22 protein-coding genes and 1 tRNA gene are annotated in these 26,007 nt (G+C 38.8%); 18 read left to right on the top strand and 5 right to left on the bottom strand.

Features of this window, described 5'->3' with window-relative positions; translation table 11 throughout:
• Positions 1–144: 144 nt before the first annotated feature.
• The 3 genes from ZA05_RS06120 (at position 145) to ZA05_RS06110 (ending at position 3,677) form a co-directional block, all read left to right on the top strand.
• A complete protein-coding gene (locus ZA05_RS06120; RefSeq protein WP_053990802.1) occupies positions 145–765 on the top strand; it encodes a DUF4240 domain-containing protein in 621 nt (206 codons plus the stop codon).
• 138 nt (positions 766–903) lie between these two features.
• Positions 904–1,365, top strand: a complete 462-nt coding sequence (locus ZA05_RS06115; RefSeq protein ID WP_053990801.1) for a hypothetical protein — start codon at positions 904–906, stop codon at positions 1,363–1,365.
• 107 nt (positions 1,366–1,472) lie between these two features.
• Positions 1,473–3,677 (top strand): heavy metal translocating P-type ATPase, encoded by a 2,205-nt coding sequence (locus ZA05_RS06110; RefSeq protein WP_053990800.1) that lies wholly within the window; start codon positions 1,473–1,475, stop codon positions 3,675–3,677.
• A gap of 74 nt (positions 3,678–3,751) precedes the next feature.
• Here the strand turns inward: ZA05_RS06110 and ZA05_RS06105 are convergent.
• Positions 3,752–3,833: transfer RNA gene (locus ZA05_RS06105), tRNA-Leu, on the bottom strand.
• A 148-nt stretch (positions 3,834–3,981) separates the two neighbouring features.
• Between ZA05_RS06105 and ZA05_RS06100 the strand changes: the two genes are divergently transcribed.
• The 3 genes from ZA05_RS06100 (at position 3,982) to pth (ending at position 6,258) form a co-directional block, all read left to right on the top strand.
• Positions 3,982–4,923, top strand: a complete 942-nt coding sequence (locus tag ZA05_RS06100) for a ribose-phosphate pyrophosphokinase (RefSeq protein WP_053990799.1) — start codon at positions 3,982–3,984, stop codon at positions 4,921–4,923.
• Between the two features lie 12 nt (positions 4,924–4,935).
• On the top strand, positions 4,936–5,556 hold the full coding sequence (locus ZA05_RS06095; RefSeq protein ID WP_053990798.1) for a 50S ribosomal protein L25/general stress protein Ctc: 621 nt from the start codon (positions 4,936–4,938) through the stop codon (positions 5,554–5,556).
• Between the two features lie 135 nt (positions 5,557–5,691).
• Positions 5,692–6,258 carry an aminoacyl-tRNA hydrolase gene (gene pth, locus ZA05_RS06090; protein ID WP_231632455.1) on the top strand — a complete coding sequence of 189 codons (567 nt, stop codon included), beginning with the start codon at positions 5,692–5,694 and terminating at the stop codon, positions 6,256–6,258.
• 52 nt (positions 6,259–6,310) lie between these two features.
• Here the strand turns inward: pth and ZA05_RS06085 are convergent, their stop codons facing one another.
• Entirely contained in the window at positions 6,311–9,043 is a 2,733-nt protein-coding gene (locus ZA05_RS06085) for a reprolysin-like metallopeptidase (protein ID WP_082333699.1), read from the bottom strand.
• A gap of 275 nt (positions 9,044–9,318) precedes the next feature.
• Between ZA05_RS06085 and ZA05_RS06080 the strand changes: the two genes are divergently transcribed.
• From ZA05_RS06080 to ZA05_RS06025, 12 genes are all read left to right on the top strand, one after another.
• On the top strand, positions 9,319–11,268 hold the full coding sequence (locus ZA05_RS06080; RefSeq protein ID WP_053990795.1) for a M43 family zinc metalloprotease: 1,950 nt from the start codon (positions 9,319–9,321) through the stop codon (positions 11,266–11,268).
• 96 nt (positions 11,269–11,364) lie between these two features.
• The gene (locus ZA05_RS06075) at positions 11,365–12,297 is read left to right on the top strand and encodes a bifunctional riboflavin kinase/FAD synthetase (protein ID WP_053990794.1); all 933 of its coding nucleotides are present in this window, start codon (positions 11,365–11,367) and stop codon (positions 12,295–12,297) included.
• Positions 12,290–13,603 carry an HTTM domain-containing protein gene (locus tag ZA05_RS06070; RefSeq protein ID WP_053990793.1) on the top strand — a complete coding sequence of 438 codons (1,314 nt, stop codon included), beginning with the start codon at positions 12,290–12,292 and terminating at the stop codon, positions 13,601–13,603. The genes ZA05_RS06075 and ZA05_RS06070 overlap by 8 nt, the downstream gene beginning before the upstream one ends.
• A 45-nt stretch (positions 13,604–13,648) precedes the next feature.
• Positions 13,649–14,917 carry a serine--tRNA ligase gene (gene serS, locus ZA05_RS06065; protein ID WP_053990792.1) on the top strand — a complete coding sequence of 423 codons (1,269 nt, stop codon included), beginning with the start codon at positions 13,649–13,651 and terminating at the stop codon, positions 14,915–14,917.
• Positions 14,918–15,309: 392 nt separating this feature from the next.
• A complete protein-coding gene (locus tag ZA05_RS06060) occupies positions 15,310–17,088 on the top strand; it encodes a tetratricopeptide repeat protein (RefSeq protein ID WP_053990791.1) in 1,779 nt (592 codons plus the stop codon).
• A gap of 185 nt (positions 17,089–17,273) precedes the next feature.
• On the top strand, positions 17,274–17,600 hold the full coding sequence (locus ZA05_RS06055; RefSeq protein WP_053991035.1) for a DUF4286 family protein: 327 nt from the start codon (positions 17,274–17,276) through the stop codon (positions 17,598–17,600).
• A gap of 68 nt (positions 17,601–17,668) precedes the next feature.
• Positions 17,669–18,451 carry a 16S rRNA (adenine(1518)-N(6)/adenine(1519)-N(6))-dimethyltransferase RsmA gene (rsmA, locus tag ZA05_RS06050; RefSeq protein ID WP_053990790.1) on the top strand — a complete coding sequence of 261 codons (783 nt, stop codon included), beginning with the start codon at positions 17,669–17,671 and terminating at the stop codon, positions 18,449–18,451.
• An 11-nt stretch (positions 18,452–18,462) separates the two neighbouring features.
• Entirely contained in the window at positions 18,463–19,836 is a 1,374-nt protein-coding gene (gene mgtE / locus ZA05_RS06045; protein WP_082333698.1) for a magnesium transporter, read from the top strand.
• A gap of 8 nt (positions 19,837–19,844) precedes the next feature.
• Positions 19,845–20,780 (top strand): 2-hydroxyacid dehydrogenase, encoded by a 936-nt coding sequence (locus ZA05_RS06040; RefSeq protein ID WP_053990789.1) that lies wholly within the window; start codon positions 19,845–19,847, stop codon positions 20,778–20,780.
• Positions 20,781–20,856: 76 nt separating this feature from the next.
• On the top strand, positions 20,857–21,315 hold the full coding sequence (locus ZA05_RS06035; protein ID WP_053990788.1) for a DUF1801 domain-containing protein: 459 nt from the start codon (positions 20,857–20,859) through the stop codon (positions 21,313–21,315).
• 18 nt (positions 21,316–21,333) lie between these two features.
• Positions 21,334–21,720, top strand: a complete 387-nt coding sequence (locus ZA05_RS06030) for a VOC family protein (protein WP_053990787.1) — start codon at positions 21,334–21,336, stop codon at positions 21,718–21,720.
• A 99-nt stretch (positions 21,721–21,819) separates the two neighbouring features.
• A complete protein-coding gene (locus tag ZA05_RS06025) occupies positions 21,820–22,272 on the top strand; it encodes a TM2 domain-containing protein (protein ID WP_082333697.1) in 453 nt (150 codons plus the stop codon).
• A 23-nt stretch (positions 22,273–22,295) separates the two neighbouring features.
• Here the strand turns inward: ZA05_RS06025 and ZA05_RS06020 are convergent, their stop codons facing one another.
• From ZA05_RS06020 to ZA05_RS06010, 3 genes are read right to left on the bottom strand one after another with little or no spacing between them, the layout of a single operon-like run.
• Positions 22,296–24,137 (bottom strand): lysophospholipid acyltransferase family protein, encoded by a 1,842-nt coding sequence (locus ZA05_RS06020; protein ID WP_053990786.1) that lies wholly within the window; start codon positions 24,135–24,137, stop codon positions 22,296–22,298.
• 22 nt (positions 24,138–24,159) lie between these two features.
• Complete coding sequence (locus ZA05_RS06015; protein ID WP_053990785.1) at positions 24,160–25,410, bottom strand: aspartate kinase; 1,251 nt, start codon at positions 25,408–25,410, stop codon at positions 24,160–24,162.
• 1 nt (position 25,411) lies between these two features.
• Positions 25,412–25,891, bottom strand: a complete 480-nt coding sequence (locus tag ZA05_RS06010; RefSeq protein ID WP_053990784.1) for a GNAT family N-acetyltransferase — start codon at positions 25,889–25,891, stop codon at positions 25,412–25,414.
• Positions 25,892–26,007 lie beyond the last annotated feature (116 nt).

Raw genomic sequence — 26,007 nt, 5'->3', positions numbered from 1 at the left:
CTAAAAGGAAACTTGCAAGTTTTATTCTGAATGTAAAATGAGAATGAAGTTTTTGACCTTCATTAATTCACTGAGATAAAAAATAATTAATAAAAACCATTACTAACATTAAGTTGTAATCAAAAAACTAACACAAAAAATCAAATGGGAATATTCGACAAGCTCTTCGGAAAAAACGATCCAAGTAAAAAAGAACATCCAAAAACATCGCATCAAGAAATAGAGAAAACCAGTGAAATGTTGGACGAAACAATCTTCTGGGATATTGTAGAAAAATCAGTCAATAACACAAAAAATCAAGATGACCAAGAGAGGGTTTTAATAACAGAAATTGAAAAATTGACACCAAAACAAATGATTGGTTTCAGATTGAGAACCGACAAATTACTTTATGACACCTATAATTCCGAAATGTGGTGTGCAGGATATATAATGAACGGGGGATGTTCTGACGATGGGTTTGAGTATTTTAGAAATTGGGTAATTTCTAGAGGAAAAGAAACCTATTATAAAGCAAAAGACAACCCTGACAGCTTGATTTCAGAATTTATTGAGGGAGAAGATTTGTACGACTTCGAAAGCTTCTGGTATGTGGCGCTAACAGCATTTGAAAATAAAACTGGAAAGGAACTGTATGACTTCATAGGGGATGACTTTAAATTTAATGAAGAAAATTATCCTCAATTCGAATTTAATTGGGAAGAAGAGCAACCAGAATCAATGAAGGCCATTTGCCCAAAATTGTTTGAAAAAATGTGGAATTAAAAAACAGACTGTAACCATATATTGTCACAATTACAAATGATTTGGCTACAACCTAATCCGCTAGGAATTCCAACACTATATAATAGGAGAATTGTCTGTTAACGGACCGATAGCAACAACGTAAACAAAACTGAATTAATGGATTTCAGAAAAATATTTCATTACATAAGTTATTTACAATATCCTTTGATGCTGATGGCATTGTACTATGTGTTGACACCTTATCTATTGGGAATGGAAACATTAAAAGAAAATCCCAATGTAATCTTCGAAAATTTAAACACAGGTTTAATTTTTATGGGACTCGGAACAAGTTTTTCCTCCTTACAAGATACTACGAGGATACAAAATAAGATTTCGAGAAAAATTTGGGAAAATCCCAAAAAAGGAAAAATTGCCATTGTTTTTATAGGTTCCACTATTCTGTTTTTATTGTGTTTAGGATTAATTGGATATTTTAAATTGGGTAATGGTATTTTAAAAGAGTTATCCGTTGGTATTATCGTGTTAGGTTTGGGAATGTTTGGATTTTTGAAAGGTGCAATCGAAATGTTTGAAAATCACAGAAAAGATAAAAACACTGTTACCAACAATATATAATCACTCTAAACCAAAATTGAAGTATATTTAATCCTATAACTAACAGTTATACAGACAACTCTCTACCTCCGCAAAAAAAACGACCCAACAGCATTGATATTTTAATTATGCCAAAGCTACATATTGAAATAAAAGAAATTAGACATGCTAGAAAGGCCCGAAGAATTGAGGAAATTTTAAGAAACAAAATTGACGTCAATTTTGTTTCTGTTTCAGCTTCAGGAATGGTCCAATTGGAATGGGACAACAAAAACAACCATACCAATCCATCCACGATCATCCAATCCATAGAAAAACTGGGATTCAAAATCGGCCAGATACATAATAACCACCCAAAAAATAAATCGACTGGGCATCACGAAATTTCATCAAAACTCCTGTTTTTTGGGGAAAACACAGAGCTGTATTTTGCCATAATCAGTGGAGTACTCTGGCTATTTGGATTGGCCATTTCCCTAATCTATAATACTGCCCAAGGTGTAGCCACTACCCTTTTTGTAATCAGCTGCTTTTGGGGAGGATTTTTCACCTTTATCACAGCGGGAAGAGATTTATTGAAAGGACAGTTTGAAATAGATTTCCTCATGCTATTTGCAGCCATAGGCGCGGCGGCTTTGGGGAAGTGGGGAGAAGGGGCGCTGCTCCTATTTTTGTTCAGTTTGGGTCATGCCTTGGAACACTACGCCATGAAGAAAGCTAGAAAATCCATTCAAGCCCTCTCCGATTTAACACCTCCCGTAGCTTTGGTCAAACGAGATAATGATGTGCTAGAAGTAAGAATCGAGCAATTAATGATTGGAGATATTATCTTAGTCAAGCCCAACACCAAAATTGCAGCCGACGGTGTAATAACAAAAGGCACAAGCGCCGTCAACCAAGCGCCAATTACAGGAGAAAGCCTGCCTATTGACAAACGCCCCAGCCTGCAGTGGAAAAGTGAAAATGACGTCAATAAGTTAGCCCCTGAAAATCGCGTATTTGCAGGCACCATAAATGGTAGTGGTGTTTTGGAAGTGAAAGTTTTAAAACTGGCAAAAGACAGTACCCTATCCAGATTGATCACTTTGGTAAAAGAAGCCGAAACTCAAAAATCCCCTACACAACATTTAACAGACAAGTTTGAAAAGTTTTATGTACCCATAGTTTTGATTCTGGTAGTTTTACTATTGCTTGCCTTTTTAGTCATTAACGAAACCTTTCAACAAAGCTTTTATAGGGCCATGTCGGTTTTAATTGCCGCCTCACCATGTGCCCTAGCAATCTCTACACCAAGTGCAGTTTTGGCTGGAATAGCAAGAGCAGCCCGGCAAGGTGTTTTGATTAAAGGTGGGCGACCATTGGAAGACCTAGGCGCACTAAGCGCCATTGCCTTTGACAAAACGGGAACGCTCACGGAAGGCAAACCTAAACTAACCAACGCCATTCCTTACGGAAAAACGACTAAGGAACACCTATTGAAAGCCGCCATTGCAGTAGAGGCATTGAGCGATCATCCATTGGCAGCAGCCATAGTAGAAGGCGGAAAAAAAGAATTGGGTACCCTTCCAATTTCCGAAGCCGAAAATTTAGAAGCCTTGGTAGCAAGAGGTATCAAAGCCACTTGGGAAGGGTCAGTTGTATATCTAGGAAATCGGCGGCTCCTAACAGAAATCACAGGTAAAGAAATCCCATCTGAAATTGACAAAAACATGTCAAAACTCGAATCGGAGGGACATACAGCTATGATTGTTTATCAAGACAAAGACTATTTAGGGATCATTTCTGTCATGGACGTCGCCCGCCCAGAAGCCATAGCGACACTTTCAGCCTTAAAGGAACTTGGCATTAAACGAATGGTCATGTTAACAGGAGACCATCAAAAGGTGGCGGATGCCATTGCCAAAAACATTGGTATTACCGATCCTTTGGGCAGCCTGCTTCCTGAAGACAAGGTAACTGCAATTGAACAATTGATACAAGAAGAAAAAGGCAGCGTCGCTATGGTGGGGGACGGCGTTAACGACGCTCCTGCCATGGCCAAAAGCACGGTAGGAATCGCAATGGGCGCAGCCGGTTCGGATGTGGCTTTGGAAACTGCCGATATCGCTTTAATGGCAGATAAATTGAATAACCTCCCTTTTGCCATTGGACTTAGCCGAAAAGCGAAAAGAATTATCAAACAGAACCTGATCATCAGTTTGGGAATGGTTGCGATTCTTGTACCATTAACAATACTGGGTATGGTAGATCTAGGACCTGCCGTTATAGGCCATGAAGGCTCCACCTTAGTTGTTGTATTGAATGCCCTACGGTTATTGAAGTATGAACTGTAAATCGGTTTAGTAAAAAGAGAAGACAGCCTATAAAAACACAAAACCCGATCAATCTAGGATTAACCGGGTCTTTGTACCTTGGGTGGGAATCGAACCCACACTTCCGAAGAAACTGGATTTTGAATCCAGCGCGTCTACCAATTCCGCCACCAAGGCTTGAAATCGGATTGCAAAATTATAAATTATTTTCGTTCTCGCAAGAAAAATTTAGAACTTTTATTCTTTTAGACTTAAAATAAATTCCTAAATTTGCACCTCATTTAACAAACCGAATTTTAATTCGTTACAAAACAAACATTTACCAATGCCTAATGTAGCAACGGAAGCCAAAATTTTTACCTGCACACAAAGCAGGGAACTTGCCGAAAAAATAGCAGAGAATTTTGGTGTCAAATTGGGTAACGTGATTACCTCAACATATAGCGACGGAGAGTTTCAGCCTTCTTATGAGGAGTCTATTAGAGGAACTCGCATTTTCATTATAGGATCTACACACCCTGGACCACAAAACTTAATGGAAATGTTATTAATGATCGACGCCGCCAAACGTGCTTCCGCAAGACACATTACAGCGGTATTGCCTTATTTTGGATGGGCCAGACAGGACCGAAAAGATAAGCCTAGAGTGCCGATTGCAGCAAAATTAGTCGCTAAAATGTTGGAAGCTGCTGGGGCAACCCGTATCATCACCATGGATTTGCACGCAGATCAAATTCAAGGGTTCTTCGAAAAACCTGTAGACCACCTGTTTGCTTCTACCATCTTTTTACCGTATTTGGAAAGCTTAAACCTGGACAACCTAACTATTGCGTCTCCGGACATGGGAGGTTCTAAAAGAGCGTATGCCTATTCCAAAGCTTTGAGTAGTGATGTGGTAATCTGTTACAAGCAGCGCGCCAAAGCCAACCTGATTTCTCATATGGAATTGATTGGTGATGTTACTGGCAAGAATGTGGTATTGGTAGATGATATGGTGGACACCGCCGGAACCTTGACCAAAGCAGCCGATTTGATGATGGAAAGAGGCGCTTTAAGTGTTCGCGCTATTTGTACCCACCCAATCCTTTCCGGAAGTGCTTATGAGCGTTTGGAAAATTCAAAATTGGAGGAATTGATCGTTACAGACTCCATTCCTTTAAAACAAGAGAGCAGCAAAATTCGCGTATTGACCTGCGCCGAATTGTTTGCCGATGTAATGCACAACGTGCACTACAATAAATCTATCAGTAATAAATTTTTAATTTAATATAAACAACAAATGAAATCAATTACAATCAATGGATCTCAAAGAGAAAGCGTGGGCAAAAAAGCAACGAAAGCCCTACGTAATGCTGGACAGGTTCCTTGCGTATTATACGGAGGAGACAAGCCAGTTCATTTCTCAGCACCTGAATTAGCATTCTCTAAACTGGTTTATACGCCTGATGCGCATACAGTTGTGATTGCTTTGGAAAATGGCGACACTTACAACGCCGTAATGCAGGATATCCAATTTCACCCTGTAACCGATAAAATCCTTCACATCGATTTCTATCAGTTATTCGAGGACAAAGAAATTACTATGGACATCCCGGTACACGTTATCGGTACTTCTAGAGGGGTATTGAACGGTGGTGTATTGCGTAAGAACAAGCGTAAACTAAGAGTTAAGGCGCTTCCTGCTAACTTACCAGATTTCATCGAGGCAGACATCACGCCTTTAAGAATTGGTAGTAAGCTTTACATTACAGCTTTGGAAAATGAAGCTTACAAGTTCTTACACCCAGACAACACTGTAGTTTGTCAAGTAAGACGTTCTAGAGCCGCAATGAATGTATCCGACGAGGATGAAGAAGAAGACGATGCAGCTGAAACACCAGCAGCAGAAGCTCAAGAATAGATTTAAAATCTTATATTCAAAAAGCATCCCCTTTTGTGGGATGCTTTTTTATTTTTACACAAACATTCAGGCATGTGTAAGCTGTTTAATTTCTTTAGAAAAAACACTTCGGTTGAAGACAAAGACATTCACCCCATGAAAAAATTTCTAATTGCAGGCCTCGGAAACATCGGCGATAAATACACCGAAACCCGGCACAATATCGGCTTCAAGATATTGGATTATTTAGCAGAAAAGGAATCCCTTACTTTTGAGACCCAAAAATTAGGAGATATTGCCACCTACAAATTAAAGGGAAGACAGTTCATTCTCCTAAAACCAAACACTTTTATGAACCTAAGTGGAAAAGCGGTTCAGTATTGGCTCACAAAGGAAAAGATTCCTTTGGAAAATCTATTGGTCATCACGGATGATTTAAACCTTCCATTTGGCACCCTTCGCCTAAAAACCAAAGGCAGCGACGGTGGACACAATGGATTAAAAGACATACAGGACAAATTGCAAACCACTAAATACAATCGTTTCAGATTTGGTATTAGCGACGCCTTCACCAAAGGCCGGCAGGTGGATTATGTTTTGGGAGAATGGACTCCCGAAGAAACCGAAAAGCTTCCCGAGCGTCTAACAAAATCAATAGAAGTGATCAACTCATTCGGGTTGGCCGGTGTTAATATCACCATGAACACCTTCAACGGAAAATAAAAAAGGAGCGACAAATGTCGCTCCTTTTTTATTTGAATGTTTCTTCTTAAAATTATTCCACGATAATCTTTTTGGTAGCGCTGCGCTCGCCATCATTTACAATTACCAAATACATTCCAGATTGCACATTATTCAATCCAATAGTCTCACTAAAATCTGATGAATTTGTAAATGACCTTTGGTAAATCAGTCGTCCCCTTACATCGTAGACATCCACCTTTATATCATTCCCCGATTGTGAATTCAACTTAATGGTAAACTCTCCCTTATTAGGGTTAGGGAAAATAGTAAATTCGTTGGCCGAGAATTCATCGGTACTCAAAGACAATGGGGTAACCGTACAAATATCAACATACCAAGAATTCAAAGTCCCTTGATCTGAGCTATAATAATCTGATATTGACAACTCCCAATCTCCTTCTGTATCTAAACCAGAGAATACACTTAAAGATGATTCTGGCACAAATGTCCCGCTCACAGGATTATCACAAGAAATTGCATTACCATTATCATCAAAAAGAACATCCAAATCGTCTTGCCCTCCATTGCAATTTCTATTATAAAGAGTAGATGTCGTTTCTCCATCTGGGTGTCTTAATTCAACAAGAAGATCTCCCACCCAACTATGAGAAATATCAGTATATACGGTTACCGAATTAATTGTTGCCGACTCCCCTACATTAATAGAGCTTATTAAGGTTTCTCCTTCTGCATTAGCACCAACTCCATCTGGAATCGACAAATTTAAGTCACCAGAGCCATACTGCACACAGGCCACCTCATAATCTAATGAAAATACAGACGAGTTTACGGCATAATATATATTTCCAACTGGCTGTATCATAATTCTGCAATAAGGAGCAGGCATATTGGGAACAATGATATTTTCCTCACCATCATTTGGCGTATTTTCAGCCAAAACTACGTCGAAACTTTCTCCTCCATTTACAGACAACAATATGTTGACATGAGAGGTGTTGATATTATTGGCTGTTGTCCCTGCAACATCCCATGTAATAGTTTCTGTTTCGCCATTATTCCATACAATACCTTCCTCATCCTGGGAAGTTACCACAAACGGCCCCGCATCGGCATTAACAGTCACTGTCATTAAATCAGCATCCGTTTGCCCAATGCCATTGCCAACACCACTACCATTATCCCTCACCAAAAATGCAAAGTTCAAATCTCTAGAAACCGATGGCGTCACCTCCCATGTAGGTGTCAAATTCCCATTTAAAACATCTTCAAATTTTGGTAAATAACGTTGGGGTGAATCGGTAGGTAATAACGAACGATACAGTGGCCCTGTAGTCCAAGTAGTCATAGGAGAGGAATACTTACCAGTAGGTGAAGGATCATTCTGAGACCAGTTATAAGTAAGAGTTTCAGTTCCATCTTCATCCGTTGCAGAACCAGTTAACACAAACGCCGTACTAGCTGGTATGGTATAATCGCTCCCAGCATTAGCAACCGGAGCCTGATTTACTAAATCCAGTTCTTCAGCACAACCGCTACTTACCCCTGTTTTAACATTATTCGTTATTTGTAAAACACTTATATAATTAAAATGAGCATCACTATTGTTCTGCACATTGGGGTAACAGATTCCTGCATATCCCATAATTGAACTTCCACTACCTGGCTCTACTTCACTCTCTCCATTCCCACTAAAACACTGAACACTGGATTGGGTATGATACGCACCAAACTGATGCCCCATCTCATGAGCTACATAATCGATGTAAAAAGCATCTCCTACTGGATTTGAACTTCCGGTAAAACCTCTCCCTTTATGAAAATTATATTGAGACGTTGAGGCACACACGCAACCAATACATCCTGCATTGCCCCCACCTGAAGTATTGAAATTATGCCCTATATCATAATTGGCAACACCAATAACATTATCCAGTGTTTGCGCAGTTTTAAAATTGTATTCATTGGTCCAAGGATCCGTAGCAGAACTCAAATAAATAACCTCATCATTATTGGCAATAAACTCTAAGGTAATAGCCAAATCTCGTTCATAAATTTCATTGACCCTATTCATGGTTATAACCATTTGCGCTTGAACATTTGCCTTTTGCGAAGCAATATCACCTGAACCTGCAAACAAAGCACCGTATTCCCCAGTACAAGATAGAGCCAGTCGATAGGTTCTCAATTTTTCGTCATCAGCTGCAGTCCTTTGAGAAGATAAGTCTCCTTCAATAGAATTTAATGACAAACCTTCATCCTGTAAACATTCAAAATTCTGAGTGTTTGCTCCCAAATCCTTTTTCTCAAAGACCATATAAGTTTTATAGTCTGAAGTATATGGATCAATATATAAGGTCCCTTGCTTTCCTGAAAGTATCATAGCATGCAATCCAAATTGAGTAACACTAAAGCGCATAGACGCTGTAGGGTCATCAATACCGAAAGCCTTATAGGTTTTTATCATGGGGTATTTTGCAGCTAGTTCAGAATCCATTATTGGAGACTCCAAAACTCTAAATGACTGAAACTCTCCTTTCGCTGTCGGGAACTCTATTATTGTATTGGACTTTCCTGAAATACTACCACGCAAAGGAGCATTTTCTAGAGCTGCATTAAACTGTTGGATATCTAAAGTAAATACTTCAAATGTATTAGGTTGGGAAGCCCTATCTAATTTTTTGGCTGTTACCAAGCCCTTAGTATCTGCTTTAGACCAATATGCTTTTCTTGATTGAGAATGCATTGTAAAAGTCCCTAAAGCAAATACTAAAAGAATAAAAAAATTCGTGTAATTTAACTTCATTATTAATCAATTTTTAGGAATTCCTGCGAATATATCATATAATCTCAGAACCAAAAAATTTACAGACTTTGTCATTCTGATTTTAACATTCTCATTTTCATTTATTTTTTGCGAAAAATAACCTTCACCCCTTATCTAACCTAAAGTCAGATTAAGAAATCCTTAAAGCCCAAATTCTCAAGTTCGTAATATACGACTACAATAGCTCCACTACTTTAATGCATTTATCATCAATATTTTATATTTTGTAGGCATAAAACATAACATTACACAACATGAAAAAAACTACTTTTAACCTACTTCTTTCCGCCTGCATGGTATGCTCTCTTGCAATAAAGGCCCAAAACAATGAAGTAACTGAAATTCGCACCTGCGGAACAGATGATCATAATCAACAGCTTTTAATAAAAAACCCTAAAATGATGGGTAGTAAAGCTTATGAAGCCAAAATGTCTCCAAAAATTAAAGTAATCAAAAATCGTCTGAATAATAGCACCGCACAACGCTCTTTACAATATACTATCCCCGTAGTAGTACATGTTATTCATAACGGAGAACCCATTGGTACTGGAGCTAATATTTCAGACGCCCAAGTACTCTCCCAAATCCAAGTTTTGAATGAAGATTACAGAAGAATGATAGGTACCAATGGATATAATACGAATCCCGACGGAGCTGACGTTGAAATAGAATTTTGTTTAGCATCCAGAACTCCAGATGGCTGTATTACCACTGGAATAGATCGGATAGATATGTCAACCATTAGTACCGAATGGGCTGACCCTGATGACATTGATGCAATTCTAAAACCAACAACTATCTGGGATCCTTCTCAATACATGAACATGTGGTCCGTAAATTTTGGCAACAATGGTTTATTGGGTTATGCACAATTTCCAGGAGGGCCGGCCAATACAGATGGCGTAGTTTCTGGTTATAATTATTTTGGGAGCAATGATGCGGATGGAGTAACCATCACTGGGGCCTTTAATTTAGGGAGAACCATGACGCATGAAGTTGGCCATTACCTTGGACTTTATCACACGTTTGAAGGTGGTTGTTCTGATGGAGATTTTTGTGATGACACTCCTGCTATTGCTGAGGAAAATTATGGTTGTCCTACCAATGCAGATTCCTGCCCTGTTCCCACAGGATTCCCAGACATGGTTGAAAATTATATGGATTATACCAACGATGCCTGCATGAATGTATTTACCAACGATCAAAAAGCTCGAATTTTGGCAACCTTGGAAAACTCCGCTAACAGACCAAACACGACTAGCTCCGATGCTTGCAGCTCATTAGCTTCAGTGGATATCGATGCCTCAATAGAAATTAAAAATCTAGATTCGAACGCATGCTCTGGAGAAACCAGTGCCTCTGTTAGGATAACCAATTATGGAGATTTAGTTCTAAGTTCTCTTGAAGTAGAATACGGATTAAACCAAGCACTTTCAAACACATATGCTTGGTCCGGCGCCCTTGATTACGGTGAATTTGAGGACATCACCCTACCAACACTTACAGCAACGGGACCTGGAGAGCATACTTTTGACGTATCGATTACAGATGTAAACAATACCAACGACCTAAGAGAATGCAATAACACAAGCTCCTATACCTTTGTGAATTCAGCATCCTTTTCCTCGACCACACAAATTCATTTAACCTTGGTTACTGACAATTATAGCTACGAAACAGATTGGGAATTTAGAGATAGTGAAGGCACCTTATTATACTCTGGTGGAAACTACACTAACAATTCAGCCACTTTTAACTACGATTTTGATGTAGTGCCTGAAGAATGTTACACATTTTTAATCACCGATTTTGCAGGAGATGGCCTTTGTTGTGATTATGGTTTTGGCTCCTACGAGTTAACAGCTGATGACGATACCGTGATCGTTAGTGGCGGGGAATTTGGTTATTCTGAAGAAACAAAAATCTCGACATTTACACTTGGCACAGATGACTACTTTAGCACAACCAATATTTCCCTATTTCCAAACCCTACAAGTAACCAATTGAACATTTCCTTAGAAGATTCAAATAATTTACCAGAATCCTATGAAATTTTCAACATTTTGGGACAATCAATCCTGAAGAAGTCTATTTCCAATCATTCTGATCTTTCCATCAACTCTGCTGCTTTCAGCAACGGTATGTATTTCATCAGAATTTCAAACAAATCTAAGAGTATTACATTACCATTTGTTAAAAAATAAAGGCCTTGCCTACAGCAAAAAAGGAGGATTGACAATTTCAATCCTCCTTTTTTATTTTAATAGCTTTAATACCTATTTTTACACAAAATTATAGGCTTGAAACTACACAATTCCTCAACAACATATATCGACAAACCTTCAGTCATAACCATTGGCACCTTCGACGGCGTACATATTGGCCATCAAAAAATTATCAAACGCCTTATAGCAACCGCCAAGAACAAAGGACTGGAATCTGTCATACTCACTTTTTTCCCACACCCAAGGATGGTGCTTCAAAAAGATGCCAGCATCAAACTTTTAAATACTATTACTGAACGCCAGGAAATCTTGGAGCAAATGGGCTTGGACCACTTAATCGTAAAAACCTTTACCAAGGATTTCGCCAATTTATCGGCCCATGATTATGTGAAAAACATCCTTGTGGATGAATTGCATGCCAAGCATATCATTATTGGATACGACCATCGTTTTGGCAAAAACAGGAGTGCAAATATTGAAGACCTAAAATCTTTTGGAACCCAATTTGAGTTTGAAGTTGAGGAAATCTCTGCTGAAGATATTGAAAATGTTGCTGTAAGTTCCACCAAAATAAGAACCGCTTTGGACAACGGGGATATTGCTACCGCCAATTCGTATTTGGGCTATCCTTATTTTTTAACAGGAACCATTACCCAAGGAAAAGGACTGGGCAAACAAATTGGCTTTCCAACGGCCAATATTTATATTGAAGAAGACTACAAACTCATTCCAAAAAACGGGGTGTATGTTGTAAAATCCCATTCAAATCAAAAAACGGTTTACGGTATGATGAATATCGGAACGAACCCAACCGTAAATGGAACCAAACAATCCATTGAAGTTCATTTTTTTGACACTGATGAAGACCTCTACGGTAAAACCGTTCGGGTTGAATTATTACACCGCCTTCGGGATGAACAAAAATTTGCTTCGGTAGCCCTATTGCAACAACAATTAAAATTGGATCAAGAAAACTCCCTGAAATTCATTTCCCTTATCAATGAATAAAATTCTATTCAAGCATATAGATAATAGTGCCCTAGTGGTTTTTAGAATTATTTTTGGATTTCTATTGATTTGTGAAAGTATAGGAGCCATTTTTACAGGATGGATCAAGCGCACCTTGGTAGAACCAAAATTCACTTTTTCATTTATTGGTTTTGAATGGCTGCAACCATTACCTGGTAACGGCATGTATGTTTACTATGCCCTCATGGGGCTTTTCGGTCTCTTCATCATGGTGGGCTACAAATACCGTTGGAGCATGCTTGCCTTCACCATCATGTGGTCGGGAACATATTTCATGCAGAAGTCATCTTACAATAATCATTATTATTTGTTGATGCTCCTAAGCGCCATGATGGTTATTCAACCTGCCAACAGATATCTCTCTTTGGACTCCAAACTAAACCCTGAAATCAAAAGCAATTCCATGCCGCAATGGTATAAATATCTTTTTGTGCTACAACTTTTTATTGTTTACACTTATGCGTCCATAGCTAAAATGTACCCCGATTGGCTAGATGCATCCGCCATTGGTTTGATTTTGAAATCCAAACAACACTATTTTTTAGTTGGCGAGCTTTTACAGCAAAAATGGGTCCACTACTGCTTGGCTTATGGTGGCATTTTGTTTGACGGATTAGTGATTCCCTTAATGCTATGGAAACCCACTAGAAAATATGCCTTTATCGCTTCCATCTTCTTTCATCTGTTCAATTCATTTGTATTTCAAGTAGGGATTTTTCCTTACCTATCATTGGCCTTCAACCTATTCTTTTTTGAACCAAAAACCATTCAAAAGCTATTCTTAAGAAAGAAAGAATTTTATGCTAGGAGCGAGATTCTTGTTCCGAAGTACCATAAAGTTATGATCGCCGTCTTTTCAGTCTACTTCTTAGCTCAAATTGGACTTCCATTGCGTCATCATTTTATAAAAGATGATGTATTATGGACCGAAGAAGGCCATCGTCTATCCTGGCGTATGATGTTGAGAGCCAAAAATGGTATGGCAACCTACAAAGTAATTGACAAAGCTACTGGCAAAGAATTACCCATAAGGCTCAGCGATTATCTCACCAGAAAACAAATAAGGGGAGCTATGGTTAAACCCGACGTCATTTGGCAGTTTTCCCAACATTTAAAAAAGGATTTTGCCGAGAAGGGATTTGACGTAGAGGTCTATGTCACCTGCCATGTAAGTGTCAATGGTAAACCACGGCAAGAGCTTATAGATTCCAGCGTAGATTTGGCCAGTGTACCTTGGGAACCCTACAAACACAGTTCTTGGATTTTGCCTTCAAAACAAGATTGATTTTATAGCTAATTCCTTAAATTTGTTCCTTAAATTTTAAAGCACATGCTACAAGTACCTTTTATTAGAGAACACAAAGCCGATATCATTACCCGTTTGTCTAAACGAAATATCGATGCCACCGAAATGATAGAAACCGTCCTTAAATTAGACGAGGACAGAAGAGGTTTCCAAACACAATTGGACAACATTTTAGCTGAATCCAATAGTATTTCCAAGGAAATTGGAATGTTGTTCAAATCGGGAAAAGTAGCCGAAGCCAATGCCTTAAAGGAAAAAACAGGCCAACTGAAAGAAGATTCAAAAACCCTTTCAGATCAGCTTAATGAAACTACAGAAGCTTTAAATCAGCTTTTGTATAAAATACCAAACGTTCCCAATACGATTGTTCCTGCAGGAAATACGGATGAGGACAATGAGGAAGTATACCGTGAAGGAGATGTCCCGGTGCTACCGGAAGGTGCATTACCTCACTGGGAATTGGCAAAGAAACATGACATCATAGATTTTGAACTCGGTAATAAAATTACAGGTGCTGGATTTCCTGTTTACAAAGGAAAAGGCGCTCGATTACAGCGGGCACTTATCAGCTATTTCTTAGATAAAAATACTGAAGCCGGTTATACAGAATACCAATTGCCACATTTGGTAAATGAAGCTTCTGGATTTGGAACTGGTCAATTGCCGGACAAAGAAGGGCAAATGTACCATGTTACCGAGGACAATTTGTATTTAATCCCTACAGCGGAGGTACCAGCCACCAACATTTTTAGAGATGAAATGTTGAATGAAGCCGATTTACCAATAGCCTTAACAGGATACACACCTTGCTTTAGAAGAGAGGCTGGAAGTTATGGGGCACACGTAAGAGGCCTTAACCGTTTACATCAATTTGATAAAGTTGAAATTTTACGTGTGGAACACCCAGAAAGATCTTACCAAGCGTTGGATGAAATGGTAGAACACGTGAAGGGCATTCTTCAAGAACTAAAATTGCCTTACCGTATTTTACGTTTGTGTGGTGGTGATTTGGGATTCACTTCAGCGCTTACTTATGACTTTGAGGTTTTCTCAACCGCACAGGATCGTTGGTTGGAAATTTCATCCGTTTCAAACTTTGAGACTTTTCAGGCCAATCGCCTTAAACTTAGATTTAAAAATGGAGAAGGCAAAAAGCAGTTATGCCATACACTTAACGGTAGTTCCCTGGCCTTACCAAGAGTGCTTGCAGGGATACTGGAAAACTACCAAACCGAAGACGGTATCAACATCCCAGAAGTGCTAATTCCTTACACAGGCTTCGAAAAAATATAAATTTGTAAGAAAAAACTATAAAAAATCGACAAAACGCAAAAAAACAATGCCGTTCGTCGATTTTTTGTAGTTTTATTTTGATTTTTTGTAAATAAGTATGAAGTTAGTACAGCGATTAAAACGACCTACTTATGAAAAATCTTAAGCGCATCATTATACTTATTTCACTCATTGTGTTAGTAAGTAAAATTTTCTTTTAAAGAAATTATTGTAAATCAACATATAGCATTAAAAATTGCCACAGCAGAATAATTGAATCATTTTAAAGAATAATGATTAATAGCACATTTATTTTGGCTGGTAATGCCCGAACCTAGGTTCGGGCATTTTTTTTATCAAAACATTCACATCAAGTGGCAAGCGCATTGCTTATATTTACATAAATTAGCCTTATGAAAAAGATAGTTTTACTTGTTATGGCGCTATGGACCACTTTGGTATTTTCCCAAAGCGAGCAACTTGCAGACAACTATTTTAAACAAGGTGATTTTGAAAAAGCACTCATCATCTACCAACAATTGGATGAGGCCAAACCCGGCTCTACAAAATATCTTTACAAAATTGTAGAGACCTACCAACAACTGGAACAATACGACAAAGCAGGACAAATGCTTTCCGAACGTATCAGCAGAAGTTCCTTTCCTACGCTATTGATTGAAATGGGATATAACTATCAACTTCAGGACAGCACAGCCCAAGCAGAACACTATTACAATCAGGCCATTCAAAAAATTGAGGAACGCCCAATTTATGTGAGCAGTATTGCCAGAAAGTTTGAAGACCATTCCCTATTGGACAAAGCCATAATGGTTTATAAACGTGGCATAGAACTCAATCCAGATCAAAATTACAACATCCAGTTGGCAAGAATTTATGGTGAACAAGGCAATGTTGAGCAAATGTTCTCCAACTACATCGATTATATTGAGGATAAACCAGAGTTTATCAATAATGCAAAAAGGGCGTTTAGCGATTTTGTTTCCGAAAACAAGGACAACGAAAATAATGTTCACCTCAAAAAGCTACTACTAAAGAAAATCCAAAGTAATCCAGATGTGTATTGGTATGACCTTTTGAGCTGGTTATATGTTCAGGAAAAAGATTATGCAAAATCCTTCACTCAGGAAAAAGCCCTTTACAAAAGAAATCCAGAAAGCCTTGATCGGATTATGGAGCTGGCCATGGTAGCCTTGAACGAAAACGACGATGAAATTGCCACCGACATCTTTGAATATATTTTACAAAACTCCCAAGACATTTCCAGCATCTTGAGAGCACATCAATTCTTGTTGGAAATAGAAACTACCAATGCTTCTTCAAAGGACTACAACAGCATCGATGCACAGTACCAGAATATTTTTAAAGAATATGGCACTTACGAACAAACTGTTCCGCTTCAGATTGCCTATGGAAACTTTCTGGCCTTTTATAAGCATGAACCTGAGCTTGCCACCAAATTTTTAAAACAATCCCTGCAATTGGAGCTTTCAGATTTCCAAGAAGCTACCGTAAAACTGAAATTGGCAGATATTCTGGTATATCAGGAAAAATTTAACGAAGCCTTGATTTTTTATTCCCAAATTCAGGCCAACCTTAAAAATAGTACCATCTCCCAGGAGGCCCGTTTTAAGGTGGCAAAAACCAGTTATTACAAGGGCGATTTTGAATGGGCCGAATCCCAATTAAAAATATTAAAATCCTCCACCTCTCAACTCATAGCCAATGATGCCCTGGATTTGAAATTATTGATTTCGGACAACAAATACGAAGACTCTCTTCATGTAGCACTAAAGCTTTATGCCAAAGCAGATTTAATGGCTTTTCAAAACAAAACAGATGAAGCCATCAGCCTATTGGACCAAGTGCTTACCGAACACAAAGGTGAAAGTATTGAAGACCAAGCATTGTTTAAACAAGCACAACTTTACGAAAAGAAAAAACAATTTGAAAAAGCCGCCAATAATTACCAATTGATCATTGCCAATTACCGCGAAGATATCTTGGCCGATGATGCCTACTACTTTCTGGCGGAACTTTATACCAATAAATTGGGGCAACCCGAAAAGGCTAAAGAACTTTACGAAAAAATCATTTTTAATCACGAAGACAGCATCTACTTTGTGGATGCCAGAAAGAAATTTAGAATGCTTCGAGGAGACACCATCAATTAAATTTTAACTTTTCACTCACCCAATTGGAGCTTTTCCTCTCCAAATTTTTCGCCTTCCTTTTCCTACTAAACAATTCACAAATACCTGCTTAGAAATACAAAAAATAGGCTTATCTTATGAAAAAAGAACAAAAGCCTTTGAAGATGATAGGGAACTCCTGTTATTTGCAAAAAATTACCAAGACTATGATTATTTATAACGTCACAACGCATATTGAAGAGACCATAAAAGAAGAATGGTTGGAGTGGATGAAATCCGAACACATTCCACAAGTATTGGCCACAGGAAAATTTAAAGGAGCCAAACTTACTAGAGTTTTGGTTGAGGAAGAAAAAGGAGGCTTAACATATTCCATTCAGTACAGGGCACTCTCAAGACAAGCCTTGGACGAATATTACGAAGTATTTGCCATGCAGTTAAGAAATGAAGGCCTGAAAAGATTCGCAGATAAGATGTTGGCATTTAGAACTGAATTGGAAATCATCGATGAATACACCGTTGATTTCAACTAATTTATAAGCCAAATAGGGCTTATAGCTATAGCACACCTCATTCAAACACTTACAAAACCATTTCGATTATGGCACATCAACATCAGGTAAAAGCAAAAAAACATTTAGGGCAACACTTTTTAACCGACGAGTCCATAGCCGAAAAAATTGCAGACTCGCTTTCCTTGGAAGGATACAAACATGTATTGGAAATTGGCCCAGGGATGGGAGTTCTTACCAAATACCTCCTAAAAAAGAACATCACTACCCATGTTATTGAAATTGACACCGAGTCGGTAGACTATCTTAAAAGCCACTACCTCAATCTTGCTGATCGCGTTATTGAAAAGGACTTTTTAAAATACGACCTTACCGAAGTTTTTGGAGAGGAACCTTTCGCCATTATTGGTAATTACCCCTACAATATTTCATCCCAAATCGTTTTTAAGGCTTTAGAAATGCGTGATCAGATTCCGGAGTTTTCAGGAATGTTCCAAAAGGAAGTAGCCCAACGCATCTGCTCCAAAGAAGGCAACAAGGTTTATGGCATTCTATCTGTGCTCACTCAAGCTTTTTATGATGCCGAGTACCTATTTACCGTTCCTCCAACCGTATTCAATCCGCCTCCAAAAGTAGACTCTGGAGTATTACTTTTAAAACGAAAGGAGAATTATACCCTTCCGGTTGATGAAGCCCTCTTCTTTAAGGTCGTAAAAACCGCTTTCCAACAACGCAGAAAAACAATGCGCAACAGTTTAAAAACCCTCATTTCTTCAGAAAATTTAAAAGCAAATGTTATATTTGGCAAGCGCCCCGAACAAATCAACGTTCAAGAGTTTATCGAACTCACATCCCTAATTGAAAACCAATAACATATATCCCTTTGTCTGAAGAAAGAGAGCACATACAATTTGAACTGACAGATGAACTGATAGAACAGGTTGAGCAACTCATTGAAGAACAAAACAACAAAGAGCTGCGCAAACTCCTGAAAGAGTTTCACTATGCCGATATAGCCGAAATCCTAGATGAACTAGATCTGGACGAAGCCATATACGTTATCAAATTGCTCGATTCTGAAACCACTTCCGACGTCCTGATGGAGTTGGATGAAGACAACAGGGAAAAGGTTCTAAAAAACCTTTCTGCAAAGGAAATTGCAGAGGAAATCGAAGAGCTGGACACCGATGATGCCGCCGATATTCTAGCAGAACTTTCCGAAGAACGTCAACAGGAAGTTATTTCCAACATTGAAGACGAAGAGCATAAAGCGGAAATTACGGAGCTTTTGGCTTACGACGAGGATACCGCCGGTGGATTAATGGCCAAAGAGCTCGTTAAGGTTTATGCCACCTGGACCGTTGCAGGGTGCTTACGCCGTATTAGAGGACAAGCAGAAAATGTTACCCGTGTACACTCCATTTACGTGGTAGACAAACAGGAAAAACTAATTGGGCGCCTTTCGCTAAAAGATTTGATTACCGCCAAAAGCGACCAAAAAATTGGTGATATATACATCAAAAATGTAGATTATGTACATGTAGAAGAGGATGTAGAAGAAGTAGCCAAGGTGATGCAAAAATATGACTTGGAGGCTATCCCTGTAGTAGATGACAACCAAATATTGTTGGGTCGTATTACCATCGACGATATTGTAGATGTAATCCGGGAAGAAGCCGATAAAGACTACCAGTTGGCTGCCGGTATCTCTCAAGACGTTGAAGCCGATGATACCATCTTTGAATTGACCAAAGCACGTTTGCCTTGGTTGTTAATAGGTATGTTCGGCGGATTAGGAGCAGCTACGATTATTTCTGGCTTTCAAACGGCTATGGAAAAATATACCATACTACTCTCCTTTGTTCCGCTTATCCAAGCAACAGCAGGAAATGTAGGTGTACAATCGTCTGCGATTGTGGTACAAGGTTTGGCAAATGACACGGTAAAAGGAAAAATAGTAAGACGCCTCTTCAAGGAATTCCTATTGGGCTTGGTAAATGGTGTTGGTATTGCCATGATTGTTTTGCCAATTAGCCATTTCTTTTTTGGAACCCCTTATTTGGTCTCCATTACCATTTGCGTGGCCTTGATTACCGTAATTGTCATTGCAGCTCTTGTGGGTACTTTTATCCCCATATTCTTGGATAAACGTGGTGTAGATCCTGCTGTAGCCACAGGACCATTCATCACCACAAGCAACGATATCTTTGGAATTTTAATTTATTTCCTAATCGCCAAAATGATTCTAGGTTTCTAGCAACTATTATGAACATCCTTCACCTCGATACCAATCACCCTTTGTTAATTGAGCAACTTAATGATTTGGGATTCACTAATCATGAAGATTACACTTCTACAAAATTTGAAATCGAATCCAAAATCGAGGCATATGAAGGCATCGTTATTAGAAGTAGATTCACCATTGACAAGCAATTTTTGGATGCCGCAACGAACCTAAAATTCATTGGTCGCGTTGGTGCCGGCTTGGAAAATATTGATTGTGATTATGCCCAGCAAAAAGGCATTTCATTGATTGCTGCTCCTGAAGGCAACCGAAATGCCGTAGGCGAACAGGCTTTGGGTATGCTACTTTCATTATTCAACAACCTTAACAAAGCCGATGCCGAAGTACGTCAAGGCAAATGGCTTCGCGAAGCCAATAGAGGTGTGGAACTAGATGGCAAAACAATAGGTATTATTGGGTATGGCAACATGGGAAAAGCTTTTGCAAAAAAACTGAAGGGTTTTGAAGTAGACGTCTTGTGCTACGACATACAGGCAGGTGTAGGCGACAACAATGCAGAACAAGTACCATTGGAAGTGTTCTGTAAACAAGTGGATGTAGTGAGCCTACACACCCCACAAACACCGCTTACCTTGGGAATGATTAATAAAACATTCATTGATAAATTCAAAAAACCATTTTGGTTTATCAACACAGCCCGTGGCAAGAGTGTGGCAACCGAAGATTTGGTTGCCGCTCTCAAAACAGGTAAAATATTAGGTGCTGGTTTGGATGTTTTGGAATATGAAAAGGCCTCCTTTGAAAACCTGTTTTTAGAAGAAATGCCCGAAGCCTTTAAATATCTAATTCAGGCACAAAACGTATTGCTCACTCCCCACATTGCAGGCTGGACCATTGAAAGTAAAGAGAAATTGGCGCAAACCATTGTAGATAAAATCAAAGCCGAATTTTACTAAACCACCCAATCCAAACTAAATAGGATTCGCTGTTTTTATACTATCTTTAGCATATTAACATTACAGCAATTCTAACATGCAATATAAAGCCAGCTCCCCAGAGGATTATATCAGTCAGGTACCAGAAGAACGTCAAAACGTTTTAAAAACACTAAGACAGACAATCAAAGACAACCTCCCCGAAGGTTTCGAGGAAGGCATTCAATATGGAATGATAGGTTACTATGTACCGCATAGCCTATACCCCAAAGGTTATCACTGTACCCCAGAGGAACCATTGCCCTTTATGAGTTTCGCCTCACAGAAAAACTCCATCAATCTATACCATAGCGGCATTTATGCCGTACCCGAAATTCACGAATGGTTTGTAAAAGAATATCCCAAATACAGCAAATACAAATTAGATATGGGTAAAAGCTGTATTCGGTTTAAACGCATCAATGAAATCCCAATGCAATTAATTGCGGAATTATGTACCAAAATGACACCTGAAGCATGGATTTCGGTCTATGAAAACGCCTTGAAGAAAAAATAATCACTCAACAATCACCATATGAAAAAAAGAGTAACAGGCATTGGCGGTTTATTTTTTAAAACCGACGATCCCAACGCCACCAAAGAATGGTATAAAAAGCACCTTGGTTTCAATACCGATGATTACGGCTGTACTTTTTGGTGGAAAGACAAAGACGGCAATGATTGCTCTACCCAATGGAGTCCCTTTCCAAAAGACACCAAGTATTATGAACCTTCCCAAAAGGGTTTTATGTTCAATTATCGGGTTGAGGATTTGGAAGCTTTGTTGAAAGTTTTAAAGGAAGAAGGTGTCATCATTGTGGGAGATATGGAAACATACGACTATGGAAAATTTGCATGGATTTTGGACAACGACGGTAACAAAATTGAGCTATGGGAACCTATTGACCAAGCATTTAAGTAAGCCAAAATAAAATAGGTAAGAAAATATTCTCTTCTCCTTCATGGAGCAAACGATAGTATTTTTTAGTATTTTTAAATATCTAACCATTAACTCACAGTCATGTCTGATGAAAAAAGCCTAGGAGACGACCTTAACGAAATGTTGGGCGACGCCAAAAAAACAGCTAAAAAAGCAGCCGATAAAGCCGAAGAATTTGGTAAAGAAGCCAAGGACAGTGCTAAAGAATTTGGCAAGGAAGCCGAAGAGGCTACTAGGGAATTTAGAGAAAGTGCCAAAGAAGCCTTCGAAAAAACTACGGGGACTAATAAAAAAGTACTCGCTGGCGTAACGGCCATTTTATTGGGCGGCTTTGGTATTCATAAATTTGTTTTGGGATACAACAAAGAAGGGCTCATCCTATTGATCGCAACCATCGTGCTATCCGTGCTTAGTTTTGGGTTCTTGGGCTTTTTGGTATGGGTATTTACCGTTATAGAAGGTATCATTTACCTTACGAAAACCGACGGAGAATTCTATAAAACCTACCAATTAGGGAAGAAACCTTGGTTTTAATATTTCAGTTTACATCCTGAATATTACCCCGCACTCTCCACATCGTTTTGTTCGGAGAGTTTTTGCTCTAACTCGGCTTGAAACTCTTCCATAACAGGACGAACGGTACTTTCTGGCAGGTCGGCAATTTTAATGTACATCAGGCCATCCACAGCATTATTGAACAGAGGATCCACATTGAATGCTACCAACTTCGCATTTTGCTTAATGTATTTTTTTAGCAATACTGGCAAACGCAAAGCTCCTGGTTCTACTTCGTCAATAATCTTGTCAAACTTATTCAAATCGGCTTCGGTTTCATCAAAGACAAAATCTTTGTCGGCATCCTTTAGCTTTACCTTAAACTCCTTTTTCGGACGCACATATTGCGCCACATAAGGATCGTAGTAATGGGATTTCATAAACTCGATCATCAAAGACTTCGAGAAATTGGAAAACTGATTACTAATACTCACGCCACCTATTAAATATTGGTGCTCTGGATATCGTAAAGTGGTATGCACAATCCCTTTCCAAAGAAGGAATAAAGGCATCGGTTTTTGTTGATATTCCTTAATGATGAAAGCACGTCCCATTTCTATGGACTGGCTCATCATTTTATACAATTCCGGTTCAAAACGGAACAAATCCTGCAGATAAAATCCATCGATTCCGTACTTCTCAAATATAGCCGCTCCCAAGCCCATTCGGTAAGCCCCGGCAATTAGTTGACGTTCGTTATCCCACAAAAACATATGGTGGTAATAGGTATCAAAAGTATCCAAATCGATAGCTTCATTAGTTCCCTCTCCTACTTCCCTAAAGGTAATTTCACGCAGTCTTCCAATCTCCCTTAAACTATTTGGTATGACACTGGCAGGCGCCAAAAACACCTCATAATTTTTGCTCTGCAGCAACCTCATATCGTTCTCTCGCAAAGCATCCACTTCTGCCACCATCACATCGGTAGCAATTGGTGTTACAATACGTTTTGGTGGTTTTGTAGCCTTAAGAGTAGTAGAAAAATTACTAAGAAACTTCCCTTTTTCATCAAATGAATTGGAAAGGATATAGGTTTTACGACGTACAAATTCGGAATAACTATCCATGGTCAGATGCTCCTTTTGTTCACTCACAGAAATAGGTCGTCCAATACGCACCTTAATCACACGACGCTTCTGTGTTAGCAGCTCCGATGGTAATTTTGCAGTCCTAAATGTATCGTTGATTTTGGAAAGTTCGTAGAACAACTTGCTGTTTTTGGCATGGAAATAAATAGGCACCACAGGCACTTCTGCCTTTTTTACCAATTTCATAGCAGCTGCTTCCCACGGCTTATCAACTACCAATTTGCCATCTCTATAAGTCGACACCTCTCCTGCCGGGAAAATCCCAAGGGGATGACCTTCTTTTAAATGTTTGATAGCAGTTTTAAATCCGGCAATGCTAGACTTCACATCTTTGCGATCCTCAAAAGGATTCACAGGTAAAATATACTTTTTAAGAGGCTCTATTCTGTGCAACAAGAAATTGGCAATAATCTTAAAATCCTGACGTTGCTCCAACATCAACTTCAACAGCAAAATACCATCAATACCTCCAAGAGGATGATTGGATACCGTGATATAGGCTCCATCTTTGGGAAGCCGCTTTAAATCTTCCTCTGGGATTTCAAACTTAATCTGAAATTCCTCCAAGATTTTATCCAAAAATTCAAGATCGGAGAAATGCTTATTACGATTGTAAATCTTGTTTAACTTAGCTATTTTCAGCAACTTCATCAATACCCATCCCGAGAAAGTCCCTACAAACCCGTACTTGTCCATTTGTATGGCTTTAGCTACTTCCTTAGCACTTACCAAACCAGCATTTTGTTGTTTACTCATAATGACAAATGTACTAAATTGTTCAATTGGTTACCATCTGCACCGTATCTTGCGTTAACTGTTTCAAGAGCAAAGTTTTACCATCTTCCAAAGCCTCAATAGCCGTGTTATTATAATGTCGTATGGTATATAAAGAGACGTTTTTATAGCAAGTGACCTTAAAATTCGCTTTTAAATCCTGCAATAACTTATCTAGGTTATCATACAAATTATCCACGCACACGGAAAAACTAATGGCGGAATTTTGGATAACATCCACCTTCATTTTGTAAGTATGCAGTAAGTTGAAAATAGCACTGATATTATCTTCCACGATGTATGAAAAATCCAATGAAGACAAGGAAATCAGCACCTGATTTTTCTTTACGATGAAACAAGGCACCTTAGGTTCTATATCCACTCCCTTACACACCGTAGTCCCTTTACTTTGCGGCTCCAAAAAGGATTTTACATGTAAAGGAATTTCCTTTTTTTGTAAAGGCTGAAGGGTCTTTGGATGTATCACCGAAGCCCCATAGAAGGCTAATTCTATAGCTTCGGTATAAGAAATTCGATGCAGCAATTGGGCATGTTCAAAATACCGTGGATCGGCATTTAAAACCCCTGCCACATCCTTCCAAATAGTCACACTTTCGGCATTCAAACAATAGGCAAAAATGGCGGCCGTATAATCACTGCCTTCACGCCCCAAGGTGGTGGTAAAATTATTGGCATCACTCCCCAAAAACCCCTGTGTGACATTTAGAACATCTGGTTTTACCTGAGTCGTGATATTGGTTTGTGTGTCTTCCCAATTTACATTGGCCTTCCGATAGTAATTATCGGTTTTGATACAGTTCCTTACATCCAACCAAGTATTTACCAAACCTACATGGTTGAGATATTCACTAACGATAGTGGTAGACACCAACTCACCATACCCAATAGATTGATCATATACATAATTATAGTCTGGCGATTTATTTCTTTGGAAAAATTCTGCAAGCTCATTAAAAAGTAAAGATACTTTCTGAAACACAGAATGCCCCTCTTGTTCAAACAGTTCGAGTAAAATTTCGTTGTGATATTTTTTGACTTCTTGAAGGGAACTCTGCAGTTCTTCAGGGCTATGAAAATAATTGTGAACCACACCTTCCAAAGCATTGGTAGTTTTACCCATTGCCGAAACGACAATCAAGGTATTTTTCACCCCAACCTGTTCCAAAACCGACACCAGATTTTTAACACCTTCAGCATCTTTAACCGATGCGCCTCCAAATTTAAATACCTGCATATTATAATTTTGAAATGTAGTTGGCTATTCCTTGTTCATCCAAATGTACCACGTCCCAATCGCGCTTAACATCGGCGCCTTTGCTCTCGTAAAAATCGATGGCTGGGGTGTTCCAATCCAGCACTTCCCAGCAAATGCGCTTCACTCCCAAGTGATTTCCGTATTTGATAACCTCATCCAAAAGTTTGGTACCCAAACCATGACCACGCATGCTTTGCCTTACAATAAGATCTTCCAAATGCAACACGACACCTTTCCAAGTGGAGAATCTCATATATACCAAAGCAATCCCTTCTACAACACTATCTACCTCTGCTACAAAACAATGAAAACTGGGATTTTCACCAAATCCCTTTTGCTCCAATTCCCCTATGGTGACTTCCACTGCATCTGGTTCTTTTTCAAAAACGGCAAGCTCCTGGATGAGCTCCAGCACTTTGGGCATATCAGATTTAAGTGCCTCCCTAATTGTACAATTCATAATATTAGATATCTAATTTCAAATATAATTTAAACTTAAAAAATTGACGTGATAATTGTTTACGAAAACGTTGTAGTTGGTTAAAATTCTCCGATATTTGCACAAACAAAAGGATC

The organism is Mangrovimonas sp. TPBH4 (genome assembly GCF_001280505.1).
In the GTDB taxonomy this organism is placed as follows: domain Bacteria; phylum Bacteroidota; class Bacteroidia; order Flavobacteriales; family Flavobacteriaceae; genus Mangrovimonas_A.
This window is presented reverse-complemented; position numbering and strand designations above follow the sequence as displayed.

Excerpts from the sequence above, each read along its gene's own strand:
- ZA05_RS06025 (WP_082333697.1), top strand. The coding sequence starts at position 21,820 with ATGTCTGATGAAAAAAGCCTAGGAGACGACCTTAACGAAATGTTGGGC.
- ZA05_RS06080 (WP_053990795.1), top strand. The coding sequence starts at position 9,319 with ATGAAAAAAACTACTTTTAACCTACTTCTTTCCGCCTGCATGGTATGC.
- pth (WP_231632455.1), top strand. The coding sequence starts at position 5,692 with ATGAAAAAATTTCTAATTGCAGGCCTCGGAAACATCGGCGATAAATAC.
- ZA05_RS06110 (WP_053990800.1), top strand. The coding sequence starts at position 1,473 with ATGCCAAAGCTACATATTGAAATAAAAGAAATTAGACATGCTAGAAAG.
- ZA05_RS06095 (WP_053990798.1), top strand. The coding sequence starts at position 4,936 with ATGAAATCAATTACAATCAATGGATCTCAAAGAGAAAGCGTGGGCAAA.
- ZA05_RS06030 (WP_053990787.1), top strand. The coding sequence starts at position 21,334 with ATGAAAAAAAGAGTAACAGGCATTGGCGGTTTATTTTTTAAAACCGAC.
- rsmA (WP_053990790.1), top strand. The coding sequence starts at position 17,669 with ATGGCACATCAACATCAGGTAAAAGCAAAAAAACATTTAGGGCAACAC.
- ZA05_RS06085 (WP_082333699.1), bottom strand. The coding sequence starts at position 9,043 with ATGAAGTTAAATTACACGAATTTTTTTATTCTTTTAGTATTTGCTTTA.
- ZA05_RS06115 (WP_053990801.1), top strand. The coding sequence starts at position 904 with ATGGATTTCAGAAAAATATTTCATTACATAAGTTATTTACAATATCCT.
- ZA05_RS06010 (WP_053990784.1), bottom strand. The coding sequence starts at position 25,891 with ATGAATTGTACAATTAGGGAGGCACTTAAATCTGATATGCCCAAAGTG.
- ZA05_RS06060 (WP_053990791.1), top strand. The coding sequence starts at position 15,310 with ATGAAAAAGATAGTTTTACTTGTTATGGCGCTATGGACCACTTTGGTA.
- ZA05_RS06015 (WP_053990785.1), bottom strand. The coding sequence starts at position 25,410 with ATGCAGGTATTTAAATTTGGAGGCGCATCGGTTAAAGATGCTGAAGGT.
- ZA05_RS06070 (WP_053990793.1), top strand. The coding sequence starts at position 12,290 with ATGAATAAAATTCTATTCAAGCATATAGATAATAGTGCCCTAGTGGTT.
- ZA05_RS06055 (WP_053991035.1), top strand. The coding sequence starts at position 17,274 with ATGATTATTTATAACGTCACAACGCATATTGAAGAGACCATAAAAGAA.
- ZA05_RS06035 (WP_053990788.1), top strand. The coding sequence starts at position 20,857 with ATGCAATATAAAGCCAGCTCCCCAGAGGATTATATCAGTCAGGTACCA.
- ZA05_RS06120 (WP_053990802.1), top strand. The coding sequence starts at position 145 with ATGGGAATATTCGACAAGCTCTTCGGAAAAAACGATCCAAGTAAAAAA.
- serS (WP_053990792.1), top strand. The coding sequence starts at position 13,649 with ATGCTACAAGTACCTTTTATTAGAGAACACAAAGCCGATATCATTACC.
- ZA05_RS06100 (WP_053990799.1), top strand. The coding sequence starts at position 3,982 with ATGCCTAATGTAGCAACGGAAGCCAAAATTTTTACCTGCACACAAAGC.
- ZA05_RS06020 (WP_053990786.1), bottom strand. The coding sequence starts at position 24,137 with ATGAGTAAACAACAAAATGCTGGTTTGGTAAGTGCTAAGGAAGTAGCT.
- ZA05_RS06040 (WP_053990789.1), top strand. The coding sequence starts at position 19,845 with ATGAACATCCTTCACCTCGATACCAATCACCCTTTGTTAATTGAGCAA.